General features: G+C 63.7%; 25 protein-coding genes. 12 read left to right on the top strand and 13 right to left on the bottom strand.

Features of this window, described 5'->3' with window-relative positions:
- Positions 1 to 6: 6 nt before the first annotated feature.
- The 5 genes from K7H91_RS02240 to K7H91_RS02220 form a co-directional block, all read right to left on the bottom strand.
- The gene (locus K7H91_RS02240; protein ID WP_230718554.1) at positions 7 to 966 is read right to left on the bottom strand and encodes an ABC transporter permease; all 960 of its coding nucleotides are present in this window, start codon (positions 964 to 966) and stop codon (positions 7 to 9) included.
- A gap of 187 nt (positions 967 to 1,153) precedes the next feature.
- Positions 1,154 to 2,845: an ABC transporter substrate-binding protein gene (locus K7H91_RS02235; protein ID WP_230718553.1), complete on the bottom strand. Its 1,692-nt coding sequence runs from the start codon at positions 2,843 to 2,845 to the stop codon at positions 1,154 to 1,156.
- Between the two features lie 49 nt (positions 2,846 to 2,894).
- Positions 2,895 to 3,788 (bottom strand): proline iminopeptidase-family hydrolase, encoded by an 894-nt coding sequence (locus K7H91_RS02230; protein ID WP_230718552.1) that lies wholly within the window; start codon positions 3,786 to 3,788, stop codon positions 2,895 to 2,897.
- 17 nt (positions 3,789 to 3,805) lie between these two features.
- Complete coding sequence (locus K7H91_RS02225; protein ID WP_230718551.1) at positions 3,806 to 4,396, bottom strand: ANTAR domain-containing response regulator; 591 nt, start codon at positions 4,394 to 4,396, stop codon at positions 3,806 to 3,808.
- Positions 4,393 to 5,565 (bottom strand): transporter substrate-binding protein, encoded by a 1,173-nt coding sequence (locus tag K7H91_RS02220; RefSeq protein WP_230718550.1) that lies wholly within the window; start codon positions 5,563 to 5,565, stop codon positions 4,393 to 4,395. The genes K7H91_RS02225 and K7H91_RS02220 overlap by 4 nt, the downstream gene beginning before the upstream one ends.
- Positions 5,566 to 5,868: 303 nt before the next feature.
- On the opposite strand from K7H91_RS02220, the gene K7H91_RS02215 reads away from it, so the two are divergent.
- Both K7H91_RS02215 and K7H91_RS02210 read left to right on the top strand, forming a co-directional pair.
- The gene (locus K7H91_RS02215) at positions 5,869 to 6,441 is read left to right on the top strand and encodes a TetR/AcrR family transcriptional regulator (protein ID WP_230718549.1); all 573 of its coding nucleotides are present in this window, start codon (positions 5,869 to 5,871) and stop codon (positions 6,439 to 6,441) included.
- Positions 6,434 to 7,408, top strand: coding sequence for an NAD-dependent epimerase/dehydratase family protein (locus K7H91_RS02210; protein ID WP_230718548.1), 975 nt, complete (start codon positions 6,434 to 6,436; stop codon positions 7,406 to 7,408). Before K7H91_RS02215 ends, K7H91_RS02210 begins: the two co-directional genes overlap by 8 nt.
- A 169-nt stretch (positions 7,409 to 7,577) precedes the next feature.
- Here the strand turns inward: K7H91_RS02210 and K7H91_RS02205 are convergent, their stop codons facing one another.
- Entirely contained in the window at positions 7,578 to 7,814 is a 237-nt protein-coding gene (locus K7H91_RS02205; RefSeq protein WP_230718547.1) for a hypothetical protein, read from the bottom strand.
- Positions 7,815 to 8,187: 373 nt separating this feature from the next.
- Between K7H91_RS02205 and aac(3) the strand changes: the two genes are divergently transcribed.
- A complete protein-coding gene (aac(3), locus tag K7H91_RS02200) occupies positions 8,188 to 9,018 on the top strand; it encodes an aminoglycoside 3-N-acetyltransferase (protein WP_269065879.1) in 831 nt (276 codons plus the stop codon).
- Between the two features lie 135 nt (positions 9,019 to 9,153).
- Here the strand turns inward: aac(3) and K7H91_RS02195 are convergent, their stop codons facing one another.
- From K7H91_RS02195 to K7H91_RS02180, 4 genes are read right to left on the bottom strand one after another with little or no spacing between them, the layout of a single operon-like run.
- On the bottom strand, positions 9,154 to 9,993 hold the full coding sequence (locus K7H91_RS02195) for an alpha/beta hydrolase (protein WP_230718546.1): 840 nt from the start codon (positions 9,991 to 9,993) through the stop codon (positions 9,154 to 9,156).
- A gap of 16 nt (positions 9,994 to 10,009) precedes the next feature.
- Complete coding sequence (locus K7H91_RS02190; RefSeq protein ID WP_230718545.1) at positions 10,010 to 11,476, bottom strand: NAD-dependent succinate-semialdehyde dehydrogenase; 1,467 nt, start codon at positions 11,474 to 11,476, stop codon at positions 10,010 to 10,012.
- Between the two features lie 12 nt (positions 11,477 to 11,488).
- Entirely contained in the window at positions 11,489 to 12,694 is a 1,206-nt protein-coding gene (locus tag K7H91_RS02185; protein ID WP_230718544.1) for an iron-containing alcohol dehydrogenase, read from the bottom strand.
- 21 nt (positions 12,695 to 12,715) lie between these two features.
- Positions 12,716 to 13,720, bottom strand: a complete 1,005-nt coding sequence (locus K7H91_RS02180; RefSeq protein WP_419197433.1) for an Ldh family oxidoreductase — start codon at positions 13,718 to 13,720, stop codon at positions 12,716 to 12,718.
- 106 nt (positions 13,721 to 13,826) lie between these two features.
- Between K7H91_RS02180 and K7H91_RS02175 the strand changes: the two genes are divergently transcribed.
- The 5 genes from K7H91_RS02175 to K7H91_RS02155 all read left to right on the top strand — a co-directional run bounded on the left by K7H91_RS02175 (position 13,827) and on the right by K7H91_RS02155 (position 18,727).
- Positions 13,827 to 14,513 carry a GntR family transcriptional regulator gene (locus tag K7H91_RS02175; protein WP_230718542.1) on the top strand — a complete coding sequence of 229 codons (687 nt, stop codon included), beginning with the start codon at positions 13,827 to 13,829 and terminating at the stop codon, positions 14,511 to 14,513.
- Positions 14,510 to 16,069 (top strand): sugar ABC transporter ATP-binding protein, encoded by a 1,560-nt coding sequence (locus K7H91_RS02170; protein ID WP_230718541.1) that lies wholly within the window; start codon positions 14,510 to 14,512, stop codon positions 16,067 to 16,069. Before K7H91_RS02175 ends, K7H91_RS02170 begins: the two co-directional genes overlap by 4 nt.
- The gene (locus K7H91_RS02165; RefSeq protein ID WP_230718540.1) at positions 16,066 to 17,061 is read left to right on the top strand and encodes an ABC transporter permease; all 996 of its coding nucleotides are present in this window, start codon (positions 16,066 to 16,068) and stop codon (positions 17,059 to 17,061) included. The genes K7H91_RS02170 and K7H91_RS02165 overlap by 4 nt, the downstream gene beginning before the upstream one ends.
- A gap of 84 nt (positions 17,062 to 17,145) precedes the next feature.
- Entirely contained in the window at positions 17,146 to 18,066 is a 921-nt protein-coding gene (locus K7H91_RS02160) for a substrate-binding domain-containing protein (RefSeq protein ID WP_230718767.1), read from the top strand.
- 67 nt (positions 18,067 to 18,133) lie between these two features.
- Positions 18,134 to 18,727 carry a DJ-1/PfpI family protein gene (locus tag K7H91_RS02155; protein WP_230718539.1) on the top strand — a complete coding sequence of 198 codons (594 nt, stop codon included), beginning with the start codon at positions 18,134 to 18,136 and terminating at the stop codon, positions 18,725 to 18,727.
- 79 nt (positions 18,728 to 18,806) lie between these two features.
- Here K7H91_RS02155 and K7H91_RS02150 read toward each other — a convergent pair whose 3' ends face one another.
- Positions 18,807 to 19,397, bottom strand: a complete 591-nt coding sequence (locus K7H91_RS02150; RefSeq protein WP_419197432.1) for a TetR/AcrR family transcriptional regulator — start codon at positions 19,395 to 19,397, stop codon at positions 18,807 to 18,809.
- 136 nt (positions 19,398 to 19,533) lie between these two features.
- On the opposite strand from K7H91_RS02150, the gene K7H91_RS02145 reads away from it, so the two are divergent.
- Positions 19,534 to 19,935: a RidA family protein gene (locus K7H91_RS02145; protein ID WP_230718538.1), complete on the top strand. Its 402-nt coding sequence runs from the start codon at positions 19,534 to 19,536 to the stop codon at positions 19,933 to 19,935.
- A gap of 59 nt (positions 19,936 to 19,994) precedes the next feature.
- On the opposite strand, the gene K7H91_RS02140 is transcribed toward K7H91_RS02145, so the two are convergent.
- Complete coding sequence (locus K7H91_RS02140; RefSeq protein ID WP_230718537.1) at positions 19,995 to 20,726, bottom strand: class I SAM-dependent methyltransferase; 732 nt, start codon at positions 20,724 to 20,726, stop codon at positions 19,995 to 19,997.
- A gap of 94 nt (positions 20,727 to 20,820) precedes the next feature.
- Between K7H91_RS02140 and K7H91_RS02135 the strand changes: the two genes are divergently transcribed.
- The 3 genes from K7H91_RS02135 (at position 20,821) to K7H91_RS02125 (ending at position 22,278) form a co-directional block, all read left to right on the top strand.
- Entirely contained in the window at positions 20,821 to 21,237 is a 417-nt protein-coding gene (locus K7H91_RS02135; protein ID WP_230718536.1) for an Rrf2 family transcriptional regulator, read from the top strand.
- Positions 21,238 to 21,515: 278 nt separating this feature from the next.
- Positions 21,516 to 21,905 carry a VOC family protein gene (locus K7H91_RS02130; protein ID WP_269065878.1) on the top strand — a complete coding sequence of 130 codons (390 nt, stop codon included), beginning with the start codon at positions 21,516 to 21,518 and terminating at the stop codon, positions 21,903 to 21,905.
- 4 nt (positions 21,906 to 21,909) lie between these two features.
- Positions 21,910 to 22,278 carry a DUF1801 domain-containing protein gene (locus K7H91_RS02125; RefSeq protein ID WP_230718534.1) on the top strand — a complete coding sequence of 123 codons (369 nt, stop codon included), beginning with the start codon at positions 21,910 to 21,912 and terminating at the stop codon, positions 22,276 to 22,278.
- Here K7H91_RS02125 and K7H91_RS02120 read toward each other — a convergent pair.
- Positions 22,231 to 22,929 (bottom strand): AraC family transcriptional regulator, encoded by a 699-nt coding sequence (locus K7H91_RS02120; RefSeq protein ID WP_230718533.1) that lies wholly within the window; start codon positions 22,927 to 22,929, stop codon positions 22,231 to 22,233. The genes K7H91_RS02125 and K7H91_RS02120 overlap by 48 nt on opposite strands.
- Positions 22,930 to 22,967: the final 38 nt, after the last annotated feature.

Here is a 22,967-nt window from a genome sequence, read left to right as displayed (position 1 = left end):
CGGCCCTCAGCGCATCTTGGTTCTGGGATCGAGCGCATCACGCACGCTGTCGCCGAGAACATTCAGCGCCAGCACGGTCAGCACGATCGCGATGCCGGGCGCAAGCGCCACCATCGGCCGGGTGTAGAGCAGGCCCTGCCCATCCTGAATGATCGTGCCCCAGCTCGCGTCCGGCGGCTGGACGCCGATGGACAGGAAGGAGAGCGCCGATTCCGTGACGATGTTGAGGGCCATCATGATCGGGATATAAACGATCAGCGTGGTCGTCACATTCGGCAGGATATCCTTGACGAGGATGCGCCAGCGCGGAATGCCGAGGCCGCGGGCGGCAAGCACGAACTCGCTTTCGCGCAGAGACAGAACCCGCCCGCGGATCGGTCTTGCAATATAGGGAACGTAGATGATGCCGATGATCACGATCGGCAGCGCGAGGCTTCCCGAACTGATCTCGATCGGGCCGAGAACGATCGTCTGCGACAGCAGCACGATCGAAAGCGAGATGGCCAGGAGATAGACCGGAAACGCCCACAGCACTTCCAGTATCCGCGACAGGACCATATCGACCCAGCCGCCGAAGAAGCCGGCTGAAATGCCGATGGCCGCCGCCAGCACCAGACAGATGAGCGTTGCCGCCGATGAAATCAGAAGAGAATTACGCCCGCCGTAAAGCAGGCGCGCTGCGACATCACGGCCCTGATTGTCGGCGCCGAGCATGTATTGACCATGCCAGGTGGGGCCGATGGGAGTAACGCCAAGGCCAAGGCCGGAGGTCGAGGCCTGCATGATCTTCTCGGCCTTGCCGTCAATCTCGATCGAACCCGAGAGATTGGAACGGAACGGATCGGACTTTGCGACATATTTCGCATAGAGCGGCGCGGCGAGACAGGCCAGCACGATCACCATCAACACCACAAAGGCGCCGATAGCGGCCTTGTCGCGCGACAGGATGAGCCATGCCCGGCGCATCGGGCTTTGCCCGACGCGTGGCTTAGGCTCTGCCGGGTTCACTGGTAACGCTGCGTCTGTCATGGGCGTGGATCTCGTCTGGCCGGCAACAGGGCGCAAACGCCCTGTCTGTGATGTCTTCGAAGCCCTGCCGCCGCCGGTCGCCCACCTTGAGGCGAGCGGACCGGGCGCGGCAGAGCCGTCCTTGCTACTGCACCCAGGACTGGTCGATGAGCCAGCGGAACTGGTTGGAGAAGATGAAATTGCCGACGCGCTTGGAGGTGAAATCGACATTCTTCGGCGTGAACAGCGGCGCAACCGGGGCCTGTTCCATAAATGCCTTGTCGATCTCGGCCCACATCTTGTTGGCGCTTTCCGGATCGGTCACGGCCGTCTGCATGGCCTCAGCCATCCTGGCGTCGATCTCTTCATTGCAATAGCCCGCAATGTTGATCGAGGCGTCCGAGCCCTCGTTGAACGAAGCGCAGGACAGGAGAACGTTCAGGAAGTTCGAAGCCTGCGGATAGTCCATGAACCACTGCGAGACCGAGATCTGCACATTGTTGTCGGTGTTCTGGATATAGGTGAACTGGATGTTCGGCGAGATCGCCTGCATCGTGGCATCATAGCCGAGTTCAGCCAGAACGCTCTGCAGATAGGTGCCGACCGCCCGCGACGTCGCGGTGTCTTCGGCAACCACCGTCACCTTCTGCCCGGCTGTGCCGGATTCCTCGACAAGCTGCTTGGCCTTTTCCATATCGGGCGCCGTCCATGTCGTGCCCGGGTTCTTGGTATAAAGGCAGCTTTCCTCGAAGCCGGGGAACTCCGGCGGCAGGATCTGGCAGGTCGGCTGCGCGAGAACGGGACCGCCATAGATGTTGACCAGCGCATTACGGTCGATGGCGTAGTTGACGGCCTGGCGCACCTTGACGTTGTCGAACGGCGCAAGGTTGGTGTTCATCGGCGCGTACCAGAAGGCGGCCAGCGGATTGACGTGAACCTGGTCGGCATACTGCGTGCCGAGTTCGTTCAGCCGGTCTGCCGGCGGCGGATCGAACATCCAGTCGAGCTGGCCGTTCTGGATCGCGTTGATCATCGATTCCTCGTTCATGCCGAAGCGGTAGACGATCTCGTCCGGGTAACCCTGCGGCTGGGCATCGACGCTCCATTCGGAAAATTCCGGATTGCGCTTCATCACCATCTTGTCGTTCGGGTCGTAGCTCTCGATCATGTAGGGACCGGTGCCCGGAATATAGCTGGTGCCGGCATCCGTCGCCGCCGTTTCGGCGGGCAGGATTGCCGCGTGGGGAACGGCGAGCTTGTCAAAGAATTCCGAATCCGGCGCGACCAGATGGAAGGTCACGGTGCCGGCTTCTTCGTCAGCGACAACACCGCCTTCCAGCGTGCAGCTTGCCGCCTCGGCGAGGCATTTGTCGGCGCCGACGATGTTGTTGTAGAACGAGCCGGAGGTCGGGCCGTTGATCTTGAAAATGCGCTGGAACGAGGCAACGACATCTTCCGCCGTCACATCCGTGCCATCGGCGAACTTGATGCCGTCACGCAGCTTGAACACGTAGGTCTTGCCATCATCCTGCGGTTCCGGGATCGCCTCGGCCAGATCGGGAACGATCTCGTAGCCTTCCGCGCGCGAGGCCTGCTTGAACTTCACCAGACCATCATAGAGGATCTGGAACACCTGCCAGAACTCGGCGGTGTAGTTGACATGCGGGTCGATGGTGCCGGCCGCCGATACCGCGCCCAGCATCATGGTGCCGCCGCTGTGCTCTTTCAGAAGCGCGTCGCGATCCTGTGCCTGGGCAAGGCCGCCAAGCGCCGTCTGCGCAAGAAGGCCGACGGCGAGCGCGGCGCCTGCTGTCTTCAAATGCCTGATTGTCTTCATCACTGCTGTTCCTCTTTTGCTTTCTGGTTCAGGGTTGATCGCGCGCCGCTCAGGGGGCCTTTTCATCGAGATAGGCGCAAACCGCCGCCATGCAGGCGTCCCGCTCCTCGACATGCGGCATGTGGGACGAAGCGCCGAACACGGTCCAGCGGACATCCGGGATTTCATCGAGGAAGGGTGTGACGCAGGCCTGGGTCGCCTCGTCGAAACGGCCGGAGATCAGATAGGTCGGGGCTTCGATGGCTGAGAGCTTGCCGACCACCGACCAGTTCTTCATCGTGCCGACAACATGGAATTCGTTCGGCCCGTTCATGGTGTGATAGACCGTGGGGTCGGCGTCGATCTGATCGAATGTGTGCTGGACCTCCGGCGGCATCGGCACGATCCGGCAGACATGGTTCTGGTTGAACACGTCGGTGGCGGCCTTGTACTCGGCGCTGTCGGTCGTGCCGGCCTGTTCGTGCTTCAGCAGCGTCTCGTGAACACCGCCTGGAAGCGCCTTGCGCAGCCGGTTGGCTTCGGAAATCCAGGTCTCCATGGCGGCCGGGGAGTTTGCGATCACCAGCGCCTTGAGGCCTGCGGGGCAATCGATTGCGAATTCCGCGCCCAGCATGCCGCCCCACGACTGGCCGAGCACGCAATAGCCATCGCGAATGCCAAGATGATCGATCAGATTATGCAATTCCTTCTTGAAGAAGTCGACGGTCCAGAAATCGGCGCCCTTTTCCGGCAGATGCGTGGACTTGCCGTTGCCGACCTGATCGTAGTGAACGACGGCGCGCCCGCTTTCGGCGACATCCTTGTAGCTGTCGACATAATCATGCGTGCAGCCAGGACCGCCATGGACCACGATCAGCGGCGGCTTGCCGGATTTCAGGTCGCCGGTGATCCGGTACCAGGTCCGATATTCGCCATAGGGTGCAAAGCCTTCCGTCACTGACACGTCTTTCTCCTTGTCTTTCACGCGCCGCGTTTGGTGCGGCCCTCATTGTTGCAGATGGCTTCCGCCGCTTCCTCGATCGTCATCCGCCAGGTCATGGCAATGGCGCGCAGGGTCTTCATCGCCGCCTCCTGATCGCGCGCGCCCTCTTCCATCAACAGGAGGACGGCCTGGACGACGGACGGGCGCTGGCGCAGCCGGCCCTCGAGCGCGCGAATGTCATCCGTCTGCCGACGCATTGTCTCGAAGGCGTGGCTTGCGACAAGCAGCGCGCTGTAGACGCCTGTGGAGCCGATCGGCTTCAACAGATGGGCATCGGCGCCCTGTTCGATCGCCCATTCGATCCGGCCGGGCGCTTCAGAACCGATCAGCGCGATGGTGGGCATGGGGGCACGACCCGGCTCCCAGGGAAACTGGCCTTCATGGCCGCCATCGACATCGAAAAACACGAAGTCGGCCTCGGCATCCGCCAGATCGAGTTGCGGCCAGACCACCCGCGCGGAGATCCTCAAAAGCGCCAGTTGCCGCGCCAGCGCATCGGCGGTTGCGTGCGGCGGGTGGAGAATGAGGGCTTTTCTGCCGGCGAGGTCTGGTCGCTTGAACGTCTTCATCTGACCACCTTCAAGCCGGCGGCGCCTTCGGCTCGCGGCATCGGCCGGAAGGCTTCGCGAGCGGGATCACCGGAAAGATAGGGGTCGGCCACGATCGGCCCGATGCTGCGGTCGAACAGGCGGAACCGTCCGTCTTGCCCGACCTCCGCCATATGGCACGAAAGCGCTGCGTGCTGTGTCGCGGGATCGACCGAGAGCGCCCCGATCGGCGTATCGAACCGGCGCGAAGTCACGACCTGGCGCACGATCCGCGGATCGTCCGTGCCAGCCTCGGCAATGGCATGACCGAGCACCGAAACGGCGGAGTAGACCGAAGCGAAACATGACGAGATCGCCTTGCGATGGCCCTGGCGCTCGGCAATCCGGGCCTTGAACGCCCGATTTTCAGGGGTGTCGAGCCCGTCGAAATAACTCGACGTGGTGATGTGTCCGCAGGCGGTCGCGCCAAGCACCTCGATGTCCGCCTCGGTCACGTTGCACGAGACGACGGGACAGCGCTCCGGCGCGAACCGTTCATCCTCGAGCGCAAGCGCATGAAAGGCGCGTAGAAAGGCATGAAGGCTTTCGCCAACCAGGTTTGACAGGATGAAGTCCGGACGGCGCTCGCGGATTTCCGCGATCAGATGGTCGCAGGACGTGTAGCCGAGCGGAAGATAGCGTTCGCCGGCAAGGGAGCCGCCGCGCGCTTCCGCAAGCTCGCGGGCGATGCGCGCCACTTCCCAGCCCCAGATATAGTTGGAGCCGATGACGAAGGGCCGGCTACCATAGCGCGGCATCACATAATCGAACAACGGCAGGAGGTGCTGATTGGGGCACGTGCCGAAATAGAGCGTGCTGTCGCTGGCCTCGTAACCCTCGTATGGGAAGGCGTACCATAACAGACCGCCCTGTCTCTCCACCACCGGAATGACTTCCTTGCGGCCGGACGATGTTATGGTTCCGACGATATGCCGGGCGCCTTCGCCGAGAGCGACCTCCGCCAGATGCGCGTAATGCTGGCCCTGCGGATCGGCGATCGAAGGCGCGAGACGAACGGGCAGGCTTTCGTTCGCGTTGATCTCGGCGATAGCCGCAAGCGCGCCGGCAACCGCTTCCCGTCCGAGTGAGGCATAAGTGCCCCCGGCCGAAAACAGCAGCGCAACAGGATAAACAGGGCCTGATCTGGACACGTGCCTGCGATTCCCCAGTCGAAAAACAAAAAACCCCGTCGCGTCCTTGAAGGACGTTCAACGGGGCGCGGTTGCCGTTGGCCAGAGGGCCTATATCTAACCTGAAGCCTAAGCATGGATTAAAATTCAGTCAATAGCCGGGATTGCACATTTGTTGGTCTTTTTGCCGTTTTCACCACGCGCATCGACAAACCTTCGGTTCGGGGTATCGGGCCGTCTTCGGCGTTGTTCGGCTCTGCCAGCTTGTTGACATCCCGCCATCACCTGTTTATTTCCATCCGGTCGGAAATAAACAGGTGATGGATGGCGCGGCCAAGAAAACACGATCAAAGCAAGATACTGGATGCGGTCGAGCGGGTCGTTGCACGCGATGGCGTGCTGACCGTCGACGCGGTAGCGAAGGAGGCGGGCGTCTCGAAGGCGACCGTGCTTTACGAGCATGCCAGCAAGCGCGACCTCATTGCGGCTCTGGTGAATCGCACGATCCAGGCGGACAACGCGTTCAACAAAGCCTGCGCGGCGCCGTTTGAGGGCAAACCCGATGCACCTCTGAAGGGCCGCATCGAGGCCGCCCGGCGCAGCCCGCCGGTGCCTGACGGCAACCCGGCGGTGCTGAGCCTCGTCTCCGCCCTGATGCAGGACGCCGAACTGCGTGCCGAATTCCACCGCAACCAGAAGACACTCTCCCGGCACATTCTGGCCGAGGCGAGCAATCCCCGCGCTGCCCGGCTCGCCTGGCTGGCGCTTGAGGGGCTGAAATACCAGCAGCACCTCGAACTTCATGATTGGAACGAGGCCGAGCGCGCGGAAATCCTGAGTGATATCGAAACCCTCGCCGATTTCGGCAAAGATGGCATCGGAAATGGCAATGGCTGAGCGACACATCTTCATCACCGGCGCTGCGGGCTATGTCGGCCGCAACCTGCTGCGCCACTTCATCGCGAAAGGCGATAAGGTCACGGGGCTTGTCCGCAATCCGGAGGCTGCCGAGCGCCTTGCCTCCTGGGGCGCTCGCCCGGTTCTGGGCGACATGCTGACTGCCGATCTCGCGCCGCTCTTGTCTGGCGCCGACGGGCTGATTCATGCCGCGGCCAATGTCGATCATGGTGCCGGCTCCGCGGCCGCCTCTGTCAATCCGGCCGGTACGCGGCGCGTCCTGGAGGCCGCCGCGGAGGCCGGCATCGATAAGGTCGTCCATATCAGTACCGATTCCGTCCTGCAGGACAGCCGTCCGTTGCGCAATGTCGATGAAACGACACCCTATCCGGATCGTCCCGCCGGTGCCTATGCGGCGGGCAAGGCCGAGGCGGAGAGGATCGCGCTGCGCGCCGCGGCCCAGGGGCAGCATGTGGTCATCCTGCGCCCGCGCATGGTCTGGGGCCGCGATGACACGACGGCGCTTCCGGTGCTGGTCGAAGCCGTGAAGAGCGGCAGGTTCGCCTGGATTTCCGACGGCGGCTACCGCTCGTCCAGCCTGCATATCGCCAATCTCTGCCATGCCGTGGATCTGGCCTTCGCCCATGGCGGACGCGGCGCGATCTATCACGTCACCGACGGCCCGGCCCGCCCGTTTCGCGAAACCGTCAGCGGCCTGCTCGAAAGCCAGGGACTGGACGCCGGCAGCCGGAGCGTACCGCGCGGTGCGCTCCGCATGATCGCCCGGCTCGGCGATGGCATGCACCGCCTGAGCGGCGGCAGGTTGAAAGGACCGATCAGTTTTCAGGACTATGCGACGAGCGCTGTGGAGATCACGCTCGACACCCGAAAGGCAGAACGCGAACTCGGCTATCGACCGGTGATCTCGTTCGAGGAAGGCCTGAGCGAGCTGCGGGCGCGCCGCTGACCGCGCCCGATAAAGGTCCCAACGCTTGCGGACCCTTCGGGCATCCGTTGACCGAGAGCCACGATCCGCCAGCCCCAACGTTTCCGGCAGATAATGGCCCGACCTGCCTGCTCAGAAGGAACCGATCAGCCGGCTCTGTCTCAACCGCGACAACCTCTTAAGCTCACATCTAGACAAATTTATTTCTTATTTGGAATCGACATTTCCATTCCAGCAGCATCAACCAGTTGCCGGCCTTGTGATTGACGTCGAGGACATCGAGGGACGAGGCAAAGCAGCGCGGCCCGGTACAGTCCTCCTCCTCGGTGAGGAACGTGTTGTTGATCGCATGCTGGAAGCGCACCGCCGCGCGACCCTGAGGGCTGGCGACGTCGGCGAGAGGCATGACCTGCAGGGCGGCGTCCAACCGGCATGCTGCGCGGCAGCCATCAGTTCGCCGGCAGATGCCAGATAATCGCGTAGCGGAGCCGAGCCGATGCTCAAGCCGAGAATATCGAGGCCCGAGTCCTGGAGGTGGTATCCCGAGAGCGGCACCGTGGCGCCGCCAAAACCACGCCGACAAACATGGATTCACAGCGTACCTTGCATCAACCCGGTCTTTGACAACACGACCGATCACCAGCATCATCCTGACAGGCCACGCGATCGCGCACGATTTTCACCGGAAGCCATGGAGCGCCTCGTGCGCCATGCTCCGACCACATTTGGCAACAAGATCGGACGGCATTGGAGCGCTTGTAGGTGGGCTCTTTCCGCTTTCTTCACATTCGGGGGTCATCTTGACGCAACCGCCTTCACGACCTGCGACAGCCGCCGAAATCACACGGCAATTTACCGATCTCGGCGTGCGGCCGGGAGACCTGCTCATGGTGCATGCATCGCTCCGATCGGTCGGTCCCGTGGAAGGCGGCGCGGACGCGTTGCTGCATTGCCTGCTGTCGGCGGTCGGGCCCGGCGGGACGCTGATGGGCTACGCCTCGTGGGATCGCTCGCCCTATGAGGAAACGCTGAATGGCGCAACGCTTGCCGATGACGAGCGTTCCAACTGGCCCGCCTTCAACCCCGCCACCGCCAGCGTCTATCCCGGCTTCGGAATGTTCAACGCCCTGCTCACCGGCCAGCCCGGCGCCAGGCGAAGCGCACATCCCGACGCCTCCATGGTGGCCGTCGGCCCGCTTGCCGCAACCCTCATTGCGCCGCATGCCCTGGGAGACGCGTTCGGGCCCCGCTCCCCGATCGAGCGTTTCATTGCCCACAACGGCAAGGTTCTTCTTCTTGGCGCGCCGCTCGATGCGGTGACGGCCTTGCACTATGCCGAGGCGGTGGCCGACATTCCGGACAAGCGCCGCGTCACCTACGAGATGCCGTTGCTCGGCGCGGACGGCCTGAAACATTGGTACAAGGCGGAAGACTGGGACAGCAACGGCATTCTCGATTGTTATGCCATCGAAGGGCAGGCCGACGCCGTGGAACGCATCGCCACGGACTATGTCGCGACGCACAGGCCGCCCTACGGCAAGGTCGGCAATGCCGACTGTTTTCTGTTCCCGGCACGCGACATCGTCGACTTCGGCATCGCCTGGCTGGAACGTCGGCACGCCACACGATAGGCGAAGAGCCTCGAAGGGTCGCGATCCCGCCATAGCATGAGCATTTCGAACGGGTTTCTTCCGCGCGAGGACGACCTCGTGCAACTCAGCTACGCATTCGCCTCGTGAGGGCAAATGTCGTCGCGGCGGGACGCTTCAGGATGACGCCACCAATGCGGACAGCCTTTGGCCGAGGGGTGCCTCAGGGTCGGCAAGGTCGAAGACGACCGAGAGGTGATTGGCACCGGGTTCCGTCCTGAGCTCCGCCTGCTGCGCGTCGCGGGCGAGCAGGGCATCAAGGGCGAATGCCTGGTCCTGGAAGGGCGCGGTCTCATGTTCCCCGCGCGTGATGATCCGCAGCGGGCCCGGCATGTGCCGGGCGGCGAGCGGCGACCATGCCTGCGCTTCGTCCGGGCGCATTCCGGCCTCGTCCTTCAGAAAGGAGCCGGGAATGTCGGAAAGATCGTAAATGCCGCTGACCAGAAGCATGCCACGCAGCTTCGGCACGTCCGGCGAGAGATTGTCTCCGGGGGCCCTGCAGGCAAGCAGCGACGCCAGATGGGCGCCGGCGGAATGGCCGCTGACGGTGAAGCGCTCCGGGTCCGCGCCGATCTCCGGCGCAAGGTCCACGAGGCGGCGGGCCGCCGCGCGCACCTCAGCCACGATTTCGGCCAGCCGGGTTTCCGGCATCAGATCATAACCGACCAGCGCCGCGATCCCGCCTGCCGCGATCACGGGTGCTGCGACAAGCGTATGCGTCTCCTTGCTGCCCGCACGCCAGTAGCCGCCGTGAATGAACATGTGAAGGGGCGCACCGGGAGCGGGCTCCGGCGGAAAGACGAGGTCGAAGCTTTGCCGGGGTGTTTCCCCGTAACGCACATTCCGCTCGACGCGCGAGCGATCGGCGAAGGCGCGGCTGCGCGCCTCCGTCTCGGCCATGATCGCGTCGAAGTCGGGGATGAAATCCCGGTTGCGATAGAGATCGCGCTCCGCCATGGTCGTCTTCCCCCTCTCAAAACTCGACGGCGAAATATTTGGGCTCCATGAACTCCAGGATGCCGGTAACGCCGCCTTCGCGCCCGAGACCGCTCTGCTTGGTGCCGCCGAACGGCGCAGCCGGGTCCGACATCAGACCGCGATTGATGCCGACCATCCCGGTATCGATCCCGCGCCCGACACGCATCGCCCGCATGACGTCGCCCGAATAGACATAGGCCGCGAGCCCGTATTCAGTATCGTTTGCGAGACGCACGGCCTCCTCCTCGGTCTCGAAGCGGTAGACGGCGGCGACGGGACCGAAAATCTCCTCCTGCGCCAGCGCCGCGTCGGTCGGCACGTCCACCAGCACCGTCGGCGGATAATAGTATCCGCTTTCGCCCAACGGCTCCCCGCCGGTCGTCGCCCTGGCGCCGCGGGCTTTCGCCTCCGACACCAGACGGTCGATCTTTTCCACCGCCTTGGTGGTGATCATCGGGCCGCACTGGACATCCGGATCGTAACCCCGGCCCAGTTTCAGCGCCGCCATCCTCTTGGTCAACCCTTCCACGAAAGCGTCGTGAATGCCGGATTGCACGTAGAAGCGGTTGGCGGCGGTGCAGGCCTCGCCGCCATTGCGCATCTTGGCGACCATCGCGCCGTCGAGCGCGGCCTCGATATCGGCATCGTCGAACACCAGGAAGGGGGCGTTGCCGCCGAGCTCCATCGAGCAGCTCACCACCGTTTTCGCCGCTTCGGCCAGAAGCGTGCGCCCGACGCCGGTGGAGCCGGTGAACGACAGTTTGCGGACCCGTTTGTCGGCGAGCATGGCCGCTGTCACGGGGCCGGGCTTCAAGGTGGTCAGCACGTTCACCACGCCGGGCGGGACGCCGGCCTCCTCGCCGAGCCGGGCCATGGCATAGGCGGTCAGCGGCGTTTCGGAGGCGGGCTTCAGGATCACCGTGCAGCCGGCGGCCAGCGCCGGGCCGATCTTGCGCGTCGCCATCGCGGCCGGGAAATTCCACGGCGTGATGAGAACGGCAATGCCGATCGGCTCGTGATCTACGAGGATATTGTGCGCGCCGGATGGCGTGTGGCGGAATTCGCCGCCGACCCGCGTCGCCTCTTCGGCATACCAGCGGAAGAACTCGGCGGCATAGGCCACCTCCCCGCGCGCGTCCGGCAGCGCCTTGCCATTCTCGAGCGAAATCAGCAGGGCGAGTTCTTCTGCATGCGCGCGCATCAGTTCGAACCAGCGGCGCAGGATTTCCGAGCGCTGGCGGGACGGCGTGTTGCGCCAGCCTTCGGCGGCAGCCTCGGCGGCATCCACGGCTCGCAAGGCGTGATCGACGCCGGCATCGGCGACATCGGCAATCCTGTTTCCCGTCGAGGGGTCATGCACCGGAATAGCTCCGGCGCCGGGCGCCCAGTTCCCGCCGATGAACAGGCCCCTGGCGTGAAGGGCGGGATCGGCATAGCCGGAAAAGGCGGTGTCTTGCGTCATTGGATTTCTCCCTCAATGCGTTGAAAGTGCGGTCAGTTCGCCGTGATAGGCCGCGCCGACCAGCCGCCGCATATCTGAAAGCGGCAGTGGGCGCGGATTGTTCTGGATCAGCCGGGCGATGCCGCAGGATTGTTCGGCCACCCAGTCGAGCCGGTCTTCGCCAAGGCCGAGATCGCTGAGCGTGCGGGGAATGCCGATACGATCGAACAGCGCGGCGATGGCCAGGATGACCTCCGCCCTGCCCTGCAGACCGATAGTCGCTGCGATCTGGTCGAGTTCAGGCCCGATCGCGGGGGCGTTCCACGCCATCACATAAGGCATCATGCAGGCGACGCCAGCACCGTGCGCCGTGTGGGTGAGCGCGCCGACCGGGTACTGGATCGCATGGGCTGCGGCCGTTCCGGCAACGCCGAAGGCAAGGCCGGCTGTCGTCGCGCCCAGCATCACATTGGCGCGGGCCGTAACATCGCTTCCCTCAACGCAAGCCTTTTCGAGGCCGTTCCAGAGCAGGCCGATGGCCGTCAGCGCGAAATGATCGGAGGTCGCATTTTTGCCGACGAAGACCCGTTCCTGCGCCAGTCCCGGCACAGGATCGCGGCGAAGCGCCGTGAAGGCCTCGATGGCATGGGTCAATGCGTCGGCGCCGGCAATGGCGGTCAGCGCGGGCGGGCAGGTCAGCGTCAGGTCCGGATCGCAGATCGAGACGGTCGGGATGATATAGGGCGAGGAGATCCCGACCTTGAGCTGCCGTTCGGAATCCGAGAGCACCGCGACCGGCGTCGCCTCGGAGCCTGTGCCCGCCGTGGTCGGAATGGCGATCAGCGGCATCACCGGACCGGGCACCTTGAACTCGCCGTAATAATCCTGCGGCCTGCCGCCATGGGTCAACAGCACGGCCACACATTTGGCCATGTCGAGGCAGGACCCTCCGCCGACGCCGATCACGAGATCGGGCGCGAAGTCCCGGGCCGCCGCGGCGCTTGACGCCGCGGCTTCGACGGGCACGTCCGGAAGCGCCGAACCATCGACCTGCACGGCGAGGCCGGCAGCCTCCAGTTGCGCCACCATGCGGTTGAAATCGCCATCGCCGGCCAGCCGCTCGTCTGTCACCACCAGGGCGCGCTGCCCGAGTTTTGCAGCGACCGCCCCGAGCGCGTGACGCTGGCCCGAGCCGAAGATCAATTCTCTCGGGGCTCTGATCGTGCCGAATAGGGTCATCCTGTCTCCTTTGATTTTTCCTCAGCCTTCCGAGAGGGCCCGGATTTCTTGATGCAGCGGATCGGGCAGGTCGATGCCCTCGGCGAGCGCCCTCATCCTGCGGGCGCGCATGCCGTCACCTGGAATAGCGACCGACCTCGAAGGGTCTGCCGGCCGCGAGGCGCGCAGGCGATTAAGGTAAGCGGCCAGCCCGGATGGATGGCCCTCGCCGACCGCGGGGTCGATCAGAATGATGATGTCGCCCTTGTTCGCTTGTCTGGTGGCGTCCAGCGTGCCGCCGACCTCGGGCGCGAAGGCCGAGCCCGCCAACGATGCGACCAGCAGTTCCACGGCGAGACCGAGACCGTATCCCTTGGCGTCGCCGAAGGGCGCGATCGCGCCGGTCCGCGCCGCTTCGGGATCGGTGGTGCGGCGGCCGTCCGCATCGACGGCCCAGTCATCCGGGATCGGCGCGCCGGTCAGGGCGTGGTGATGGATTTTCCCCATCGAGACGCGGCTGGTTGCAATGTCGAGGATAAAGGGCTCGGCGCCGGTGGGGATGCCGATGGCGATCGGATTGGTTCCCAGCATTGCTTCCGTGCCGCCATAGGGATGCACCAGCGCTTCGCTGGTGGTCATCACGATGCCGATCAATCCCCGCCTGGCCGCCGCCTCCACATAATAGGCGAGCATCCCGATGTGATTTGCGTTGCGGATCGATGCCAGCGCGATGCCCTGCTCGGGCGTCACCGCCGCAAGACGCTCCATGGCGCGCATCATGACAACCGGACCGAGCCCACGCTCTCCATCGATGGTGAAAGCGCCGGCACCGGTTCTGCGCGCCTTGCCGTCTGCAGCTGGATCGGCAAGGCCGGCGCGCAGACGCGCAACCAGCCGGGGCAACCTCTGAAGGCCATGAGACGGCAGGCCCCGCAGTTCCGCTTCAATCAGAAGGTCTGCCTGGAGCCGGGCATTGGCGGGCTCGACCTTCTGCGCAAGAAGCGCCTTCTCCGCAATCGCGCGCAGATAATCGGCCGAAACCAACAAATGCCCACCCTCCCGTATCAAATCGTATATGATATTGTATTTGACATTGGATATCATATCGGGGATAAAACGAACCATGTCAAGAATGCAGGACGGGGAGGTTCAGATGGCGGCAGCGACGGATCACGACCAGAAAGCCGGGTTCGCACGGCCCCTGAGCATTTCCGAAAGCGTTCACGAACAGATTTACCAACGCATCATGTCGCTGGAGATCCTGCCGGGAGCGCGAATCCCGATCGACCAGCTGGCGCGGGAGCTGAATGTCTCCCAGACCCCGGTGCGCGACGCCCTAACCCGGCTGGAGCGCGAGGGACTGGTGCGCAAGGCCCACCTGATCGGCTACTCCGCCGCGCCCCAGCTGACCCCGAAAGAGTTCGACGATCTCTACAGGTTCCGGCTGATGCTCGAGCCGGAGAGCGCCCGGCAGGCCTGCCTCAGGCTGACCCCTGAAAAACTCGAGCGTCTGGAAAACGCCGCGGCCGACATGGAGAAGGGCGAGCAGCCCGTGAGCCGCAACAGCCGCTATTCCCGCTTTGCCCGGGCGGATGCGCATTTTCACGACGAGATCCTGAAGGTCGCGGACAACGAGTTCGCCCGCCAGGCGCTGACCGACAGACACATTCATCTGCACATCTTCCGCCTGATGTTCCACAGCCGCGTGACCCAGGAAGCGCTGGAGGAGCACGAACGCCTTCTCGCCGCGTTCCGCGCCGGCGATGCGGATGCGGCCTACCACGCAATGCACGATCACATCGAGCGGTCGCGGGACCGGCTCGCGGCGGCTTTCGAATGAGCTTCGCCGTGACTGATACCGCCGTTGACGGCCCGGCGCGGGAAACGCCTGTGCTGCGCGCCGAGGACCTTTCCAAGGCCTATGGCCCGATTACGGTCTTGAGCGATGTGACGCTGGATATAGATGCGGGCGAGGTGCACGCGATCATCGGCGAGAACGGCGCCGGCAAGTCGACCCTGATGAAGCTTCTTTCGGGTCACGCCACGCCGACCGGCGGCGCGATGTCGATGGCGGGAAAGCCGGTCGCCTTCGCCAACGCCGTTCAGGCCGAGGATGCCGGCGTGGTCCTGGTGCATCAGGAAATCCTGCTCGCGCCCGATCTCACCGTCGCCGAGAACCTTTTTCTTGGGCGCGAACTGTCGCGCGGGTTTGCCGTGGACGACCGCATGATGAACCGCCGCACGGCCGAGGTGCTGGCGCGCGTCGGCTCCACGGCGCGCCCCACCACGCTTGTGGGCGATCTGCCGCTCGCGCAGCGCCAGCTTGTCCAGATCGCCCGTGCCCTGCTCGACGATCGCAAGGTCGTGATCCTGGATGAGCCGACGGCGATGCTGGCCAATGACGAAGTCGACGCGCTTCTGGAGATCGTCCGGAACCTGCGCGCCCATGGCGTCGCCGTGCTCTATATCTCCCACCGGCTGGAAGAGGTCGAGGCGGTGGCCGACCGCGTCACCGTGCTGCGTGACGGCAAGATGATCGGCACCTGGCCCGCGCAGGACCTCGACCAGCGCCAGATGGCCGAATTGATGGTCGGGCGGGAGCTCTCGATGCTCTACCCGCCGAAACGGGAACCGGCGACCGCGGAACCGATTTTGAGCGTCGAGGAGCTCTCCGTCGACCACGGCCGGTTCTCCGGCTCCTTCAGCGTCCGGCCGGGAGAAGTTCTTGGCATTGGCGGCATGATCGGGGCCGGCCGCACGGAACTGATCGAGGGGCTGATGGGGCTTCGACCGGCCCAGGCGCGCGCGATCTCGGTCAGCGGCACGCCCGTTGCAAAGCCAGATGTCGGCTCGATGATGGCCGCGGGCGTCGTCTACCTGACCGAGGACCGCAAGGGCAAAGGCCTCCTCCTCAACGAGGGACTGGGGCCGAACCTCACGCTCCAGGCGCTCGACATGATCCTTCCCGGCTTGCGCCTCAACCGCAGGAAGGAAGCGGGTGCCGTGCAGTCTGCGGTTCAGGACTACGACATCCGGGTTCGCACGCTCTCGGTGGAGGCCGGGCAGCTTTCGGGCGGCAACCAGCAGAAGCTGCTGCTGGCCAAGGTGATGCTCGCCGAACCCTCGATCGTCATCATAGACGAGCCGACGCGGGGGATCGACATCGGCAACAAGAGCCAGATCTACCGCTTCATCGACGAACTCGTCCGGGCGGGCAAGGCCTGCATCGTCATCTCGTCCGAACTGCCCGAACTCGTCGGCCTGTCCGACCGGGTGCTGGTGATGCGTGGAGGACGTTTCGTTGCCGAGCTGACGGGCGCGGACATCACCGAGCAGAACGTCGTCTATGCCGCCGCAAGCAGCAGACATGATACCGAGGGGAGGAACCGCGCATGAGCAGCGCAGACATAACAACGCTTCCGGAAAGAGAAGGCTTCAAGATCCGCTGGAGCGATCTCGCTCCGTTCATCGCCCTGGCATTGATCGTGCTGCTGGGCACGATGATCAATTCCAACTTCATGGCGACGAACAATATCCTGAACGTCATCACGCGCAGCGCCTTCATCGCCATTATCGGCGTCGGCGCAACCTTCGTGATCGCGACCGGAGGGCTGGATCTGTCCGTTGGCTCGATGCTGGCCTTCGTCGTCGGCATCATGATCATGGCGATGAATGCGCTCGTCCCTTACCTTGGCCCCTGGGCGATCCCGGCGGGCGCGCTCGTCGCACTGGTCGTGGGTTCGCTCTGCGGCCTGCTGAACGGGCTGATCATCACCGTGGGGCGGATCGAGCCCTTCATCGTCACCCTCGGCACGATGGGGATTTTCCGGGCCTTCATCACCTACATGACCGACGGCGGCTCGCTGTCCATCGATCGCAGCCTCAGGAGTGCCTACCGGCCCGTCTATTTCGGCGATTTCCTCGGCATTCCCTATCCGGTGCTGATCACCATCGTGATCGCCCTGCTCGGCGCGTTCATCCTCTACCGGACGAAATACGGCCGCCGCGTCACCGCCGTCGGCTCGAACTCCGACGTCGCGCGGTTTTCCGGCGTTCATGTCGGCCGGATCAGGACCATGGCCTTCGTCATACAGGGCTTCTGCGTCGCCGTTGCCGCGATCTGCTACGTCCCGCGCCTTGGCGCCGCCACGCCGACCACCGGTCAGCTCTGGGAGCTACAGGTCATCACCGCCGTCGTTATCGGCGGCACGCTTCTGCGCGGCGGCAAGGCCCATATCTGGGGCACCGTTGCCGGCGCGCTCATTCTCGAGGTTATCGCCAACGTCATGGTTCTTTCGGACATGGTGTCGGAATACCTCGTGGCCGCGGTCCAGGGGGCGATCATCATCATCGCCATGCTGGCTCACCGCTTCACCAGCTCTCGCTGAAACGGCGAGGCTCATATCTTAACTGAGGAGGAGGAAACTATGACAATCAAGACTGGAAGGCTGGCGCTCCTGTCAGCCACAGTGATGGCGGGAACGCTGTTCGGGCAAGCAGCTATTGCCCAGGACAAGGAATTCACCATCGCGGTCTCCGTGCCGGCGGCCACGCATGGCTGGACGGGCGGCGTCGTCTACCACGCCGAGCAGGCGGAAAAGCAGATCGAGGCCGCATTCCCGAACATCGACATCATCGTCTCGACAGCTTCGTCGGCGACCGCGCAGGTGTCTTCGCTCGAGGACCTGTCGGCGACGAACGAGCTCGACGCGCTTGTCATCCTGCCCTTCACGTCGGAGGAACTGACCGGGCCGGTGGAGCAGGTCGCCTCGAATGGCACCTTCATCACCGTGGTCGACCGGGGTCTTTCCGACCCGTCGATCCAGGACCTTTATGTCGCCGGCGACAACATCGCCGTTGGCGCGAACACGGCAAAGTGGCTGGTCGACAAACTCGGCGGCGAAGGCGAGATTGTCGTGCTGCGCGGCATCCCCACCGTGATCGATGACGAACGCATCAAGGGCTTCAAGGATGTCATCGACCAGACCGACATCGAAATCCTCGATATGCAGTATGCCAACTGGAACCAGGACGAAGCGTTCACCCTGATGCAGGACTATCTGGCGCGCTATCCGAATATCGATGCGGTCTGGGCCAATGATGATGACATGCTGCTCGGCGTGATCGAGGCCGTCGATCAGGCCGGACGGGAAGACGTCCAGTACGCGCTTGGCGGCAACGGCATGAAACAGGTGATCGAGATGGTGCAGGCGGGCGACGAGCGCACCCCCATCTCCACGCCCTACCCGCCGTCGATGATCGCCTCGGCCATGTACATGACCGCGGCGCAGTTCGCGGGCCAGGCGCCGATGCGCGGATCGTTCAAGCTGGACGCCCCGCTGATCACGCCCGAGAACGCGGACCAGTTCTACTTCCCCGACTCCCCGTTCTGAACCGAAACACCCTGTCCGGCCGTCTTGCGGCGGCCGGACGGATCAATCCCATAATCAGGAGATCGAGATGAGCGGCAAGAAAATCCTCATGCTCACCGGCGAATTCACGGAAGAATATGAAATCTACGTCTATCAACAGGGCATGGAGGCCGTCGGCCACACGGTTCACGTCGTCTGCCCGGACAAGAGCGAAGGCGACCTGATCAAGACATCGCTCCACGATTTCGAGGGCGACCAGACCTATACCGAAAAGCCCGGCCATTTCGCCGAGATCAACAAGACCTTCTCCGAGGCCGAGGCCGAGCTCGACAGCTATGACGCGGTCTATGCCGCGGGCGGCCGCGGACCGGAATATATCCGGACCGATCCGCGCATCCAGGCGATGGTCCGGCATTTCCACGATGCCGGCAAGCCGATCTTCACGATCTGCCACGGCGTGCAGATCCTGATGGCCGTGCCCGGCGTGCTCAAGGGCCGCAAGGTCGCCGGTCTCGGCGCCTGCGCCCCGGAGGTCGCGGCGGTCGGCGGCACCTATATCGACGTCGAGCCGAAAGAGGCCTATGTCGATGGCACGATGGTATCGGCCAAGGGCTGGACCGGGCTGGCCGCCTTCATGCGGGAATGCCTCAAGGTCCTCGGCACGGAAATCCGCCATAGCTGAGTGATAGGCAAGCAAAGCGCGGGGTCGCGGCAATGCGGCCCGCGCGGACGGCCCTGTTCCGGCCCGAAAAGAGCCGAGCTCAGTCGGCAAGAAGTCCCGACGCCAGTGCGGTGAAAGCCTCGATGGCCCCGACAAGGGTTTCCTCCGGCCTGTCGCTGGCCGACACCCAGAGCGCAGCATTGAGCGCCGCTCCGTTCAGCAATCGCGCGGCCGCCTCGACATCCACATTTTTGACGATGCCGGCGTCAATCAGCTCGGCAAGCGCCAGTTTGGTCTCCTCAAGGCAGGCACTCTGGCTTGGCCAGTGCGACGGGTCGCCGAGAAAGGCGGGCCCGTCCAGCAGGACAATGCGCTGCACCTCGGGTTCGAGCGACAGTTCGATATAGGTCACGCCCTCGGCCAGAAGCGCCTCCCACACGCCCTCCACATGCCGGCTCGCCTCCCGGGCCCTCGCCGCGATCTCGCCGTCGACCTGGGCGACCACGGCCGCCAGCAAACCCTTCTTGTCGCCGAAATTATGGTAGAGTGCACCGCGGGTCAGTCCTGCGGCCGCCGTCAGATCGTCCATGGACGCGGCGGCGAAGCCTTTTTCCGCAAAGGCCCGCCGCGCCGCGGCAATCAGCTTGGCGCGGGTTTTTTCCATCATCTCAGATCGGGTCATCGAGGCCATATCGTGCTCCGTCTTCCAACGCTGGCGCATACCCATTGACATACGCAGCGTATGTGTATTATTTGACATACGCTGCGTATATCATTTCACGCGCAGACTGAGAAGGCCGAAACACGCCAGCCAATGGAGCCAGACAATGACCAAGCCAGAACCCGTCTTCCCCGCAAACCGGCACGCCCTTTACGAGGCGCACGGCTATTCCGCGGCCATCCGGTCGGGCGACCTGCTTTTCGTATCCGGCCAGGTCGGCAGCCGAGCCGATGGCAGCCCGGAGCCGGATTACCGGCAACAGGCGCGGCAGGCTTTCACCAACCTGAAGGCGGTCCTGGCGTCTGCCGGGTGCGGGCTTGAGGACATCGTCGACGTGACCAGCTTTCACACCGACCCCGAACGCCAGTTCGCGGACTTCATGGAGGTGAAGAACGAGGTGTTTCCCGAAGCGCCCTACCCGAACTGGACCGCTGTCGGCGTCAACTGGCTTGCCGGTTTCGACGTGGAAATCAAGGTGATTGCCCGCATTCCGGAGACGGCGGCGTAGCGGCGAAATCGCAGCGTTTGATCGACGCCGCACCGGCTTTCGTGGGATCGCGGCGACCGTCAGCCGGCGATTGCGACCCAGCCGCGAAACGAGAAGGCGGCATAGAACAAGGCCGGCGCCGAAAACCCGGCTTCCCGCAACAGCGCTTCTTCCTCGTCTGGCGCAAGGAGCGGCAACTGCGCGCGCATCGCCTTTGCCGATGCGGCCGCGCCAACGCGATCGGCATCGGCGCGATTGGCGAAGGCGGCGGAACGCTCCAGCCAGAGACCGGCATTCCCGTCAGGTGCGGCGTGGTGCGCGACCACGATCACGCCGCCCGGCTTTAGGCGGCGACGGATTTCCTGCAGCGTGTGCAGGCGCGCGTCCCTGTCGAGGAAATGCAGGGTGAGCAGGCATGTCGCGCCATCGTAAGGGCCGGCCCCGGTTTGATCGACGGTCCCTTCGAGAAGCGCGATCCGCCCGGCATGGGGCGCGGTCACTTGCCGGGCGATATCCAGCATCGCTGCCGAGGGATCGACGCCGTCAAACCGCCAGCCGGGCCGCGCTTCCGCCATCGCCTTCAGTTCCAGGCCGCCGCCAGCGCCAACCACGAGAATATGGGCGGCCTCCGGCGCGTGCTCGTCGAGCAGAAGTGTGGTCATGCGGTGCAGATCGGCGAGACCGGGCACCTTTCTGGGCGTATCGCTGACATAGGATGATACCGCGCCCGGGTCGGAGAAGGCCTTTGCGGCTGCCGTTGGCTCTCTGGCCGCAGGCGAACCGGCTGAAAAGGAACTGTCTGTGCTGGACATCGCGGCCTCATGATATGTATCAGTTGGAGCTACATATCAGGTCCGATTTCATGCATCAACAACTGATACATAAGAACCGTGGAGCAAATGCAGGATGAACAAGGATACCCGCCTGTCGGATGTGCTGCACGTGCTGCTGCATATGGGCCAGGTCGACAAGCCGTTGACCTCGGCGGCGCTGGCAAAAAGCATGGGCACCAACCCGGCCGTGTTTCGCCGGACGATGGCGGGCCTGCGCGAGGCCGGCCATGTCAAATCCGGAAAGGGCCACGGCGGCGGCTGGCAACTTGCGCGGCCGCTCCACCAGATCACGCTGCTCGCCGTTTACGAGGCCCTTGGCCGGCCCACTTTGTTTGCCATCGGAAACCGCAACGCGCATCCCGATTGCAAGGTTCAGGAACGCGTCAACGCGGCGCTTTCAGACACGATGGAACAGGCGGAATCGCTGTTTCTGGCGCAGTTTGCCGAGGTGACCCTCGATCAACTCATGCCGGAACGGTCCCCGCAATAACGAAAGCGCCCGTCGACTTCCGATCACGGGCGGTCACCGAAGCGCCCGCAATTCGCGCAGACCTTCCTCAAACGAAACCACCGGTTGCCTGGCATCGGTCACGGCGACTCCGAATGCTGTGGTCCGGTTGGCCTGCAGGGAGCGCGTTGGCATTTGGACGGCAAAAGAGTTCGTCGATGACGGCGTTCGCATGATTGCGTAGTGTCGGATTTCTTCAAGACGTGTCATGCCGATGGGATTACAGCGAATGTGAACCAACCCAGTCTGAGGCTCCTGAAATGATATTTCGCTACACAATCTTGTACGTGGATGACGTCCCGGCATCCGTGGACTTCTTCGAGAAGGCGTTCGGCTTTGAACGCGCCTTTCTCCACGAAAGCGGCGACTACGGCGAACTGGCGACCGGCGAGACCAAGCTCGCCTTTTCCTCGAAAGCGCTGATGCGCCAGCTCGACAAGAACCCGGCTTCACCAAGGCCGGATGCCCCCACATTCGAGATCGCCTTCGAAACGGATGACGTCGCGAGCGCCTTGAAAAGGGCAGTCGATGCCGGCGCCACGCTCGTTCAGGACGTGCGGGACGAGCCATGGGGGCAGACGACCTCATATGTGGCTGATCCGAACGGCTACCTGATCGAGATTTGCTCCGCAGTGCAACTGCCGGGGTGACAGGATGATGGACGAAATCATCGAGCGGCTGAAAGCCGCGATCCTGAAGGTCGAGCCCGGTGCTGCAGGCGTCGAAAAATATGGCGGCCTCGTCTTCGAGAGCGTCCCTGGGCAGACCAAATCGCAGTTCTGCGGCATCTTTACCCATACAAACCACGTTTCGCTGGAATTCACCCATGGCGCGCGATTGAACGATCCGGACCGAATTCTGGAAGGCAGCGGCAAACATCGCCGTCACATAAAAATCAACCGATTGTCGGACATTGCGGAAAAACGGTGCGACGCCTTTCTAAGTCAGGCGTTCAGGCTTCAGGGCGACACGCTTTCACCAGTTGCCCAGGCCGGGCTGCGCCAGATCGTTCATCGCGCCTGATTGTTGGCGAAGCTGCGCGGGAGTCCATCCAAACCACCGGACGAACTCCCGCGTCATATGCGCCTGATCGCTGTAGCCATATTCGAGCGCAATCTCTGCGATCGGAGCGCGACATGGCAAGGCCTGCACCGCCCGCCTGGCTCGTCCCAGCTGTCGCCAGAAGGCCGGAGACGGCAGGGAGAGTTTCCTGAAATGACGTTGCAGGCTTCGCTCCGACACCCCCTGCTGCCTGGCCGCCCACTCCACGCTGCTGTCGGGAAGGCCGAGAATATCAATGATCTCGGAAGCTTCCTGGTCGTAGCTGACCCTGTCGTCGATCTCTGCTTCCAGACCGCAGAGGTCGTCGCGTCCGAACTGGACGTCGTCGAGACGGATGGTGGCCCCGGGCCGCAACCGATAGCCGATCAAAGACGTTCCGGCCGGAAGCTTCACTTGCCTTGGCGCGAAGTCCAAATCGGTGACGCCAATCAGCGCATGTCCGATCCTGTCGCTCCAGGAGACAAGTATATCGATGCATCCATCAGGCAGAACGAGCGCCACTTCGTCTGCCTCGGCGGTATAGGTCCAGCGATGAACACGCGGACCACTCTCATCGGCGGGGTAGCTCATGGGACCAAGATAGGCCGGAAACCGCCATCGATCCAGCGCCAAAAGTAACGCCTGGCCGGCGGTTGCCGCGGTCGACAACG

It is taken from the genome of Martelella mediterranea (assembly GCF_021021415.1).
GTDB classification, from domain to species: Bacteria; Pseudomonadota; Alphaproteobacteria; order Rhizobiales; family Rhizobiaceae; genus Martelella; species Martelella mediterranea_C.
This window is presented reverse-complemented; position numbering and strand designations above follow the sequence as displayed.